The organism is Vibrio sp. 10N.286.46.A8, from assembly GCF_041470165.1.
GTDB lineage: Bacteria > Pseudomonadota > Gammaproteobacteria > Enterobacterales > Vibrionaceae > Vibrio > Vibrio tasmaniensis_A.
The window spans coordinates 1-11,111 of record NZ_JBFRLX010000022.1 but is presented as its reverse complement, the minus strand read 5'-3'; the positions used below and the strand labels follow the sequence as shown (position 1 = coordinate 11,111).

The window sequence follows — 11,111 nt, the reverse complement described above, 5'->3', positions numbered from 1 at the left end:
AATTCGCACTAATTGATTCAAATCAATGATAGGTCAGTTATTCAGTCATATAGACAACACGCAATGGACACACTGCATAAACGGTGCCAACATGCGAAAGCTTGTTGTGCCTAGCATTCCTTCAAAAACCCTCTTCAAACTTTAGTCAAAAAGACCTTTTTTTTATGTCATAAAGACTCTACCATGTATAAAAACACAAACAGTATGAGCCCTTTATGCAAGATATCTCAGCATCCACTCTCATGGAAATGACCATTGGTTTAGCCAGCGGTGTGAACGATCAAGACCGTTTCAATCGCTTAATCGATGCCATTCGTAAAACCATAACGTGTGATTGTGTCGCACTTTTAAGCCTTCAAGGCGACACGCTAGTACCCATCGCAATGCAAGGGCTCAGTCGAGATACATTCGGTCGCCGCTTTATTATTTCAGAACATCCACGTTTTGATGCGATTTGTGCATCGCGTTCTCCAGTTCGTTTTGATGCGGATAGCTCATTGCCTGATCCTTTCGATGGCTTATTGATCGACCACGACGGCGATTTGCCTATGCATGCCTGTATGGGTTTGCCTCTTCTTTTTGGTGACAAATTGTTAGGGGTACTAACCCTCGACAGCCTAAAACCTGATGTCTTCGCGAATATTCCTGCTCGGAACCTAGAAGTTCTCGCTGCTATTGCTGCCTCTACGATGCAAATGGCGATGACTTTCTCGCAACTTGAACATCAAGCAAAACAGTCAAAGCAATTACTGGAAGAGCTGAATGTTGAAGCGTGGGAACGTGACGGCGGCGAATTGATTGGTAATAGTGACACCATGGTCGCGCTTAAAAACGATATCGCGGTTGTCGCACCCTCTGAATTTAATATTCTGATTCATGGTGATACAGGTGTTGGTAAAGAGCTCGTTGCTCGAACCCTGCATCACCAATCGCAGCGTAAACGTAACCCACTCGTCTATGTCAACTGTGCAGCTATTCCTGAGAACTTGGTAGAGAGTGAACTATTTGGTCACGTTCGTGGCGCGTTTACTGGTGCAGACAAAAACCGCTTAGGTAAGTTTGCTCTAGCCGATGGCGGCACGCTATTCTTAGATGAAATTGGTGAATTGCCTTTAGCAGCACAAAGTAAGCTATTGCGTGCACTGCAAAACAACGAAATCCAACCTGTAGGCCAAGACAACATTCAAACTATTGATGTTCGTGTTTTAGCTGCAACCAACCGAGACTTAAAGCAAGAAGTTGAAGACGGTCGATTCAGAGCCGATTTATACCACCGATTGAGTGTGTACCCTATCGCAGTGCCAGCTCTGAAAGACCGAGGTGACGACATCAGCTTGCTAGCAGGCTTCTTCCTAGAACAGGCACGTCGTAAACTTGGTATCAACCAAGTTAAATTCCGCTCTGATGTACTGGTATTTCTAAACCGTTACGGTTGGCCAGGTAACGTACGTGAGCTTGAGCACGTGATTAGCCGTTCAGCACTAAAAGCATTAGCTCGTAGCACCAACAAAAACCTCGTGACAATCACTAAAGAAGATTGTGGCCCACTCGACCAAGATCAGCCTATAGCGACGACACAGGTAAAAAACACACCTTTATCAACACCAACGATCGACCTATCTGCAGGTTTACGTGGCGCTACCGATGATTTTCAACGCAGCATCATCACTGAGGTGTTGGAAGATGCCAACTTTAACTGGGCGCAAGCAGGGCGAGTTCTGAAAACAGACCGAGCAAACCTGACTCGACTGTCCAAACGTTTAGGGCTAAATGTGGCGAAGTCTCACACGATCGAACGGACAAAATAGATATTAGCGGTTTGTTGCGAGCATCTGACAAAACTTGTGTATATAATGCTGCAAATTGTAACGCTAATTTTAAATATGTAGAGAGAGTTATGAAGTTTATCCGTTGGTTTTTAGGTCGCGTCATCTTGTTGTTGAATTTTGTTTTCAGCCCACGCGGTGTGAAGCGTTCTCAAGAAGAACAAAGCAAAGTGAACGAGCAGGCAAAAACGCACACGTTGTACCAATTCGAGGCATGTCCATTTTGTGTAAAAGTACGACGCTCGATGAAACGTCAGTCTGTTCAGTTTGAACTTCGTGATGCAAAAAACAACGAACAACACCGTGCAGAGCTTGAAGCTGGCGGCGGTCGTGTGAAAGTGCCTTGTCTACGTATCGAGAAAGACGGTAAAACTGAGTGGATGTACGAATCTTCAGATATCGTATCTTACTTAGAAAATCAGTTCGCATAAGCGGAAAAAGCAACACAAGCTAAATACAAAAAATCCCTCTTCATGAGGGATTTTTTTATGTCTGTAATCGACACGCTCTTTCGATTCAAAGAATCAAGCTTCTCGCATCTATTTCGCCACAATCAGCATCAACTCTACACGGCGGTTACAGGCTTTACCTTGTACTGAAGCGTTGTTACACGCGGGAACGTACTCACCGAAACCGCGGGTGTAAATAGCACGACTCGAAACATAGTTACTTTCTAAGCGAGCTTTCACTTCTTTTGCGCGCTGTTCAGAGAGCGGATCATTAACACGATCACTGCCTGTATTATCCGTGTGCCCTTCAATGACGACATCAATGTCTTGGCGTCGAGAAAGATAGCTGCCTAACGTGTCCAACCAATTGTTGTAAGCGGGTTCAGGAGATGTCGAACCTGTTTTAAAGTTCACATGCTGTACAAGCTTTACCATCACATGGTTGCCAGGTAAAACTTCAAAATCGATACGGTTTTGTCTTAAAAAGACTTCCAGTGGATCATTGGTCGAAACGCCACGTCCGTAGTTAGTGGTAATAGTTCCTTGCTGATGAGTGGTTTGAACCACCCCCCATTCAGGGTACATAATGTCGTAATCAGTTTTCGGTGCAGTTTGTAACATATCCTCACCGAATAACCCCGTTGGTAACGTAGTTTCGCACCCAGCCAAAGCTATGCTTAACATTATCGCTAAATATCTCATTACTTCACCAACCACTTATGCAGATAAACCATTCACTAATGTCTATATCGGCACTGAGAGAAAAACTTTAGACAAAAACTTTATACGAAAAGAAAGCACGTCCCAAAAAAGTGTTTTTGATCACAGTTAACCGTCAACTCGCCTGTCATCGCCCGCCCGTTCCAACTGTTTGCATTTATTTACCTTATAATTGTTTTCCAATTCGTACTAAATAGTTAGAATCTCACGACTTCTCAACGCTAGAGCAAACATTATGTTTAAACCATTTACTAAATTCATCACAGCACTTGCTGCCGTACTGATTATCGCGGGTTGTAGTGAAACAGACGAGCCACAGAAAGGCGTTCAATACGAAGCGCTGCCTACTGCTCTAACTGAATTTAACCTGTCTCCGATCACTGAAATCTTCTCTCTAAATTGTGGTCACTGCCGTCAAATGGAAAGTGCAATTCCAGAGATCGAATCTCTAACAGACCAAACTATTGGCAAGATGCACGTTACGTTCAATGAAAGTGCTCAAATCAGCGCAATGATCTACTACACAGCAGTAATGCAACTTGATGCGACACCTGACCACGCATTCATGGACGACCTATTTGGTGCGGTTCAAATGGGTGCAGATGCAACGCCAGAACAGCGTCAACAAGCACTAGAGACAGCATTTACTTCTCGTGGTTTGGTTAGCCCATACCAACTGAACAAAGAACAGCAAGTTGCTCTATTTGACTACGTAAAGAAAGCTGAAGAGATCTCAGTAAAAGGTCAAATCAACTCAGTACCAACATTTATCATCAACGGTAAATACCAAGTACTCACAGCAGGTCACCAAGATGTTCAAGGTATCGCAAAAACGATCAACTACCTTTTGACTCAGCCGTAACGGCTTTTCTCTATAAAAAATCAACAATAAATAGGTTTTACTATGTCTAAATTTATCATCCCGGTCATTGTCTTTATTTTGGCTGGCTTCATGATCTACCGCACTTGGATGAACCATAAATCTGGCGAAGAAAATATCGAACAAGGCCAACAATTCCTTATCGAAAACGGCGCTAAAGAAGGGGTTGTTACGACTGAAAGTGGTCTTCAATACCTAGTTCTTGAAGAAGGTACTGGTACAGAGCACCCAACTAAGAACAGCAAAGTAACGGTTCATTACCACGGTACACTTATCGACGGCACTGTTTTCGACAGCTCTGTTGATCGTGGTGAGCCAATCTCATTTGCTCTTAAACAAGTGATAAAAGGCTGGCAAGAAGGTTTGACTTACATGGTCGAAGGCCAAAAAGTTCGCCTGTTTATCCCAAGCCAATTGGCTTACGGTAAAGGTGGTTCAGGCCCTATCCCACCATCAGCAACTTTGATTTTTGATGTTGAGTTAATCTCTATCAAATAATTGAAGAGACTGATTTAAGCCCTAACATACGAGCTATGTTGGGGCTTTTTTATATGTGAACGTTTGAATAGTTGAAGCCACTTTTGTAACGACGGAATATACCTCAAAAAGCCGAAGGCTAGACGACTGGTCTAATTTAACTTATAGTAAGCCCATGAACGATAAAACGAACGACACACGCCTGCATGTTTTAGATGTTGGCTACCAATTAATAGTGAACAACGGCTTTAACGGCGTTGGCTTATCGCAATTGCTTAAAGAAGCGGATGTTCCAAAAGGATCGTTTTACCACTACTTTAAATCTAAAGAGCAATTTGGCGAGGCTCTGATCCAGCACTATTTTGAGACCTACATCAGCAGAGTTGAAACTATTTTGGTTCATGGTGAAGGCAACCATTACCAGAGAATTATCAGTTATTTCACTCGATGGTCACAGATTGAAAACGGTACTTGTAACGCTCATAAATGCTTAGTCGTTAAGCTCAGCGCCGAAGTTTCTGATCTTTCTGATCCTATGCGCCAAGCGCTATTGAAAGGTGCTGAGAAAGTGACGCATACCATCGAGCAGTGCATTGTCGGTGGTATTGATGATGGCTCGATGAAGGTTGAAGAGAGCCAAGAAACCGCTCAAAATCTATATTCTATGTGGTTAGGCGCAAGCTTATTAAGCAAACTAAGCCAGAGTTCACGTAGCTTAGAATCAGCTTTAAACCTAACCCAACAGATTTTAAAAGGTAAAAACTAACCACGTACTGTGTTTAGTCTTTACTAACGACAGATAACCCGCCCTCTTATCATTTGATGACGGCGGGATTTTTAGACAACAAGACTAGACGACTGGTCTAATTCTAAATAAACATAATATAAAATTAAGGATACCCATGACTCAACAAGACAACCGCCGCATCGTATTGGCTTCTCGCCCAGTAGGCGCACCGACTCAAGATAACTTCCGTTTGGAGACAGTAGCCGCACCAACAATTAAAGACGGCGAGATGTTACTTCGCTCAGTTTATCTTTCTCTAGACCCGTACATGCGTGGCCGAATGAGCGATGCTAAATCTTACGCAGACCCTGTTGCGATTGATGAAGTGATGGTCGGTGCAACCGTGTGTCAGGTTGAAGAGTCAAACAATAGCGATTTTGAAGTTGGCGAATGGGTACTGGCTTACACCGGTTGGCAAGATCTTGGTGTGTCTGATGGTGAAGGCCTAATCAAACTAGGTAAAGAGCCAACACACCCTTCTTACGCACTAGGCATCATGGGTATGCCAGGCTTTACTGCGTACATGGGCTTACTTGATATCGGCCAACCTAAAGAAGGCGACACTCTAGTCGTTGCGGCTGCAACAGGTGCAGTAGGCGCAACCGTTGGCCAAATCGGAAAATTAAAAGGCTGTCGTGTCATTGGCGTTGCTGGTGGTCAAGAGAAATGTCAGTACGCGAAAGAAGTGCTTGGTTTTGATGAATGTATCGACCACAAAGCCGACGACTTCGCGGAGCAACTGGCTAAAGCATGTAGCAACGGCATCGACGTTTATTTTGAAAACGTTGGCGGCAAGGTGTTCGATGCGGTAATGCCGTTGCTTAACACTGGTGCTCGCATTCCTGTTTGTGGCCTTATTTCACAATACAATGCGACATCACTTCCTGAAGGCCCAGATCGCATGTCTAGCCTTATGGGCACTCTTTTGGTCAAGCGTATTAAGATGCAAGGTTTCATTATCTTTGATGATTACGCACACCGTTACAATGAGTTTGCTGTTCAAATGACAGAATGGTTGTCTCAAGGCAAGATGCATTACCGTGAGCACCTAGTTGAAGGCCTAGACGAGGCGCCACAAGCATTCATGGGTCTATTGGAAGGCCAAAACTTCGGTAAGCTTGTTATCAAAACAAACGAAGCTAAATAAATTCAAAAACTGAACCAGTTAACTAGGTAAAATCATGATTACTTTGCATCACCTAAACAAATCTCGCTCAAAACGCATCATCTGGCTATTGGAAGAGCTTGGAGTAGATTACCAAATCAAACCATACCAACGAGACAGTGTAACGTTTCTAGCGCCACCAGAATTGAAGGCCGTTCATCCTCTTGGTAAATCTCCGGTTATTGAAGACGATGGCGTCGTGATCAGCGAATCTGGTGCTATCACCGAGTACCTAATCGACAAATACGGTCAAGGTAAGTTCGCACCAGTGCGCGGCACCGCTGACTACGTGGAATACTCACAGTGGCTTCACTTCGCTGAAAGCTCTGGTATTCTGCCAATGCTACTTAAAATCTTTGTGATGAAAGACGGTTGCGAGACTAATTTCCTTGGCGGCTACGCTGATGATGAAAACCAAAAGATCCTAACCTTTGTCAACGAAGCGCTTGAAGGTAAAACTTACCTTGTTGCTGATACTCTGACGGGTGCCGATTTCATGATGTCGTTCATCGTAGAAATCGTGGGTAACTTCGGTGCCACTGCGCTCTACCCTAACATTGCTAAATACGGTGATCTTTTAACGAGCCACCCTGCTTACCAAAAAGCCGAGCAACTAGAGCTAGAACACTCGAACTGATCGAGTTTCAATCAAGCTCGGACGCGCTTCGGATAAGCACAAGCAACTAAATGAAGCCAAAGCCGATTTATCTTTCGCTTTGGCTTCTCATTTGCCTTCATTTCGACAACAATACCGAACTCTAACTGAACAGCCATAGAGTTTGATCTTCATGTCAGCAAACCTTGCTCAATACACACCACTGCACCTAAAAAACGACAATACGAATGTAGACTTACCGCTACCGACTCGTTTTACGTTTCCGTACTACTACACACCACATCCAACGTGTGAGTTTGCCATGCAGCAACTTCAGCAGTCGTTACTCGACTGCGGTGTGAATGAAACATCGCAAGGCAACCTCTACGCCGTGCTTCTTGTTCAGAACCCAACTACACAAGAGCTAGGTTACCTTTCTGCGTTTTCAGGTTTGCAGTTATATCCGTCTTTGACCTCTCAGTTAAACAACATTAACTTTGTTCCATCAGCCTTCGATTCAGAACAGTTTCAATCTCACAACAGTGCAAACCTTGCTCGCCAATCGCAACTAGCGGATGACATTGAAAAACTACAACAGTCGCACAACCTAGACGCATTATTGGCTGAATTTGAAGAGTTAAAAATCGAATCAGCACAAGCTATCGAAGCCTTTCAATTAGCCATGGCAGCAAACAAATCTCAGCGTAACGAACTCAGAGAACAAGCCAATCAAGAAAAGGCATTGGGGAATCTAGAGTCAGCAGCGAATTTGCTCAAACAACTGGGCCATCAAAGCAGCCAAGAGAAACGCGACTTAAAAGCACTTAGAATCGAGTGGAAACAAAAGATCGCAGAACGCCAGTCGCAAGTTGATGCTATCGAAAGCGAACTCGCGAGCCGCAAGCAAGAGTACCAAGCGATCTCAGCCGAATTAGAAGCGCAACGGTTGTCTCATTATCGCTTTAACAACCAAGCTCTCGAATCAAAGAACCTGCTTGAATTGTTAGATGGCAAAGACGCTCTTGAAGGCTCTGGCGACTGCTGCCTACCTAAGCTGCTTAATTTTGCTTTTGAACACGGCTTTCAGCCATTAGCATTGTCTGAGTTTTGGTGGGGATTGCCTCCAACGGCTGTCATTCGCCAGCACGCAAACCTGTACCCGGTTTGCCAAAGCAAAAGCTTCGAGATCCTCGACCACCAGCTAAACGGCATCGAATTAGAAGATAACCCTCTTATCGTGAACCCTGCGGTTGGTAAGTCGTTTGATATTGTCTATGAAGATGACGAGATCGTGGTGGTGAATAAACCCGAGGAGTTCTTATCGGTTCCTGGTAAGTTTATCGAGGACTCTGTTTATACCCGCATTAAAGCGCGCTACCCCGACGCAACAGGCCCTTTGATTATCCATAGGTTAGATATGTCGACGTCTGGATTGCTGATCTTGGCACTGACCGCAAAGTCCAATAAACACATCCAAAAGCAATTCATCGATAGAACCGTAGAGAAACGATATACAGCTCTGTTAGATGGTGAAATCGACGGCAAATCTGGCGATATCAGCTTGCCCTTGCGCGGCGACATAACAGACAGACCAAGACAATTGGTTTGCCATGAACATGGACGTAATGCTGAAACTCATTGGGAAGCGGTCAGCACCAACAATGGCAAAACCAAGGTTCACTTGTACCCTAAAACAGGACGAACCCACCAGCTGCGCGTACACTGTGCTCACCCGTCAGGCCTTGGTGTACCGATTCGAGGTGACGACTTATACGGATACAAACGTGAGCGTTTACACCTTCACGCTGGCTACTTAAAACTGATTCACCCAACAACCGGTGAATGGCTCGAGTTTGAAGTGCCTTCTGAGTTCTAAACCGTTTCCATTTGGTAGGGCTTCGTGCCCTACTCTTATTTCCTTTGCCTCTCATAGCTATCGCTACATGTCGAATAAACTTAGTACGATGCAATGACCAAGAAGCCAGAACCCAACAGAGTAACCATCGCGGGAATACCATCCTTCCACGTATCGAATCTCAAATGAAAGTAAATCGCCCCTAGTGAAGTACTCGCTAATATCAAACCTCCCATCAGTTGCGTATGTTCAGGTGCTAAACCAACCAAAGCACAGAGCAACAATACAGCTCCAGTAAACTCAACCATGCCAACTAGAAACATGATGACGCGATTTAATCCATAGCTTTTAAAAAAGCCAAGCTGGATTTCAAACACTTTCTTTTGCCAAGCAATTGTCTTGATTGAACTCGCCAATAAAAAGAACACCACTAGTAATACACTCACTACTGTACTCATGTTGCCACCTTTCTTAAGAATCATTAACGTAGTGGAATCATTTAACCATTCATAAATAGAACGATAAATGCTAGTTTTATGATAGTTAGGATTCCAATTTGGAATGATTGGGTTTAGGTACAAGATATAGGACAACTAGAATGGATAAAATTGAGTGTATTCGTATCTTCGTGGAAACTGCGCAGCTGAACAGTTTTACTGCTACTGCCAATAAACTCGACGTGACACAAAGTGCCGTAAGTAAAAAGATTGCGTGGTTAGAAAGTGATTTAGGAATGACGCTGTTTCAGCGAAACAGTCGTAAAATATCCCTAACCCATGCAGGCAAAGACTACCTGACTTATTGCTCCCGTTTACTCGAAGAGATGTCTACCATAGAAAGTAGGCTCAAGCGTGAAACAGAATCCGTGGAAGGTGAGCTTAAGATATCTGCGCCAAGTGCCTTTTCATCGATGTTACTCAGTGAGCCGCTTCAAGCTTTCATTGAACAGCACCCAGGTATCCGCATTAACCTCAGCATCGATGACCGCATCGTCAACCTTAATGAACACAATATTGATGTTGCCATCCGCGCGTCACAACTCAAAGACTCAGGGCTAAAAGCACGCTTCTTGTTTAATAACAAAGTTCACTACTTCGCATCACCAGATTATCTAGAAAAACAAGGGATTCCTCTGTATCCACAAGATTTGAGCGAACACCAATGCTTAACCTACTCCCTGATGAGCCCTGCGAATGAATGGCGTTTTACCGACAAGAGCGACAAAACTAATACCATTAAAGTAAATCAAATATTCACTTCAGATAGCCCAGATATGCTACTTAAAATGGCTCGACAAGGTTTAGGTATTGTTGCTTTACCGGATTGGATGGGCAAAGAGTATGTTGAGAAAGGAGAACTAAAAAGGTTATTGGAAGATTGGAGTAATAACCAGCTACCAATGTACGTGGTGTATCATGCGAGCGATTATTTGCCCCAAAGAATCCGAGTGTTTATCGATTTTCTTGCGAAGTATTTGAGCGCAAGGAATAGTTAAAGCTCTAAGGACAGTTAGAGCTCAACTAACATCGATAGCTAAGATAAAGTCTTAACCCATTACATCCTTGCGCTGATCAACACATTCAAAAGAGGCCATTTCGAATTCACGACAGATCCAAGGTCGGTTTTCGTAAATAGTACACATCAGTGTTTCTCTATCTACAGCAGAACACCAACCGTCGTCGAGTCGCAACATCGTTTCGCCGCCCCATTCATCATAAGCGATATGCTCTTCAGGTACGCCTGTATCTGTGATGATCATAACCTCTAAACGGCAACAGCATGCCTGACAATTAGCACATGTTACTTCGGGTTCGGTTACGTTCTTTATCTCAATCGTCATAAGTGACTACGCTGCTAAATTTTGCGTATAGTAATCGAAACCGACCGCTACGGCTAATAAAGATAGTGCGGCGCAGTGTTTTGATTGATGTAGAAATAAAAATAGGCGCTGTGATTTACTCACAACGCCCATACTATTTATGGTTTTCCATCGCGACTTGTCGCCACTATCTCGCTTTACAACAGACTAGCCTCGATTTAGAACAGACTAGCAAAAAATAGCTTTACGTAGTCCATCAAGCGTTTGAACAAGCCAGCCTGCTCTACCGCTTCCAACGCGATCAAAGGTTGAGTTTGAACATCTTCACCATCAACGGTGTAATGAACAACGCCTAAGGTTTGGCCTTCTGAAATCGGGGCTTTCAGTTCAGATATTAGTTCAATCGATGCCGTTAACTTTTTGCTGTCTGACTTAGGCAGCGTAATAAACGTATCTTCTGCAACGCCTAGCTTCAACGTATCTTGAGCACCAAACCACACCTTCTCTTCAGCGACTTGGTCACCGCCTTGATGAGGGT

The 11,111-nt window shown here is 43.9% G+C and carries 12 protein-coding genes and 1 pseudogene; 9 read left to right on the top strand and 4 right to left on the bottom strand.

What is annotated here, in order from left to right:
• Positions 1–215 precede the first annotated feature (215 nt).
• Together norR and AB4232_RS03035 are read left to right on the top strand one after the other, a co-directional pair.
• Positions 216–1,808, top strand: a complete 1,593-nt coding sequence (norR, locus tag AB4232_RS03040) for a nitric oxide reductase transcriptional regulator NorR (RefSeq protein WP_009845485.1) — start codon at positions 216–218, stop codon at positions 1,806–1,808.
• Between the two features lie 89 nt (positions 1,809–1,897).
• Positions 1,898–2,257 (top strand): glutaredoxin, encoded by a 360-nt coding sequence (locus tag AB4232_RS03035; protein ID WP_029222916.1) that lies wholly within the window; start codon positions 1,898–1,900, stop codon positions 2,255–2,257.
• A 108-nt stretch (positions 2,258–2,365) separates the two neighbouring features.
• Here AB4232_RS03035 and AB4232_RS03030 read toward each other — a convergent pair whose 3' ends face one another.
• On the bottom strand, positions 2,366–2,959 hold the full coding sequence (locus AB4232_RS03030; protein WP_032499738.1) for an OmpA family protein: 594 nt from the start codon (positions 2,957–2,959) through the stop codon (positions 2,366–2,368).
• 271 nt (positions 2,960–3,230) lie between these two features.
• Between AB4232_RS03030 and AB4232_RS03025 the strand changes: the two genes are divergently transcribed.
• From AB4232_RS03025 to AB4232_RS03000, 6 genes are all read left to right on the top strand, one after another.
• A complete protein-coding gene (locus tag AB4232_RS03025) occupies positions 3,231–3,857 on the top strand; it encodes a thioredoxin domain-containing protein (RefSeq protein ID WP_099165583.1) in 627 nt (208 codons plus the stop codon).
• A gap of 42 nt (positions 3,858–3,899) precedes the next feature.
• On the top strand, positions 3,900–4,373 hold the full coding sequence (locus AB4232_RS03020) for an FKBP-type peptidyl-prolyl cis-trans isomerase (RefSeq protein ID WP_012600489.1): 474 nt from the start codon (positions 3,900–3,902) through the stop codon (positions 4,371–4,373).
• A gap of 154 nt (positions 4,374–4,527) precedes the next feature.
• On the top strand, positions 4,528–5,118 hold the full coding sequence (locus AB4232_RS03015; RefSeq protein ID WP_372086123.1) for a TetR/AcrR family transcriptional regulator: 591 nt from the start codon (positions 4,528–4,530) through the stop codon (positions 5,116–5,118).
• Between the two features lie 136 nt (positions 5,119–5,254).
• Complete coding sequence (locus AB4232_RS03010) at positions 5,255–6,286, top strand: NADP-dependent oxidoreductase (protein WP_012600487.1); 1,032 nt, start codon at positions 5,255–5,257, stop codon at positions 6,284–6,286.
• 34 nt (positions 6,287–6,320) lie between these two features.
• The gene (locus tag AB4232_RS03005; RefSeq protein ID WP_009845492.1) at positions 6,321–6,941 is read left to right on the top strand and encodes a glutathione S-transferase family protein; all 621 of its coding nucleotides are present in this window, start codon (positions 6,321–6,323) and stop codon (positions 6,939–6,941) included.
• 151 nt (positions 6,942–7,092) lie between these two features.
• Positions 7,093–8,775, top strand: coding sequence for a pseudouridine synthase (locus tag AB4232_RS03000; RefSeq protein WP_372086120.1), 1,683 nt, complete (start codon positions 7,093–7,095; stop codon positions 8,773–8,775).
• 80 nt (positions 8,776–8,855) lie between these two features.
• Here AB4232_RS03000 and AB4232_RS02995 read toward each other — a convergent pair whose 3' ends face one another.
• Entirely contained in the window at positions 8,856–9,236 is a 381-nt protein-coding gene (locus tag AB4232_RS02995; RefSeq protein WP_009845495.1) for a DoxX family protein, read from the bottom strand.
• A 116-nt stretch (positions 9,237–9,352) separates the two neighbouring features.
• Here AB4232_RS02995 and AB4232_RS02990 point away from each other — a divergent pair, with 116 nt between their 5' ends.
• Positions 9,353–10,249, top strand: coding sequence for a LysR family transcriptional regulator (locus tag AB4232_RS02990; RefSeq protein ID WP_009845496.1), 897 nt, complete (start codon positions 9,353–9,355; stop codon positions 10,247–10,249).
• Positions 10,250–10,300: 51 nt separating this feature from the next.
• On the opposite strand, the gene AB4232_RS02985 is transcribed toward AB4232_RS02990, so the two are convergent.
• The gene (locus tag AB4232_RS02985; RefSeq protein WP_012600484.1) at positions 10,301–10,594 is read right to left on the bottom strand and encodes a YkgJ family cysteine cluster protein; all 294 of its coding nucleotides are present in this window, start codon (positions 10,592–10,594) and stop codon (positions 10,301–10,303) included.
• 197 nt (positions 10,595–10,791) lie between these two features.
• Positions 10,792–11,111, bottom strand: a pseudogene (locus tag AB4232_RS02980) (D-alanyl-D-alanine carboxypeptidase); the annotation flags it as partial.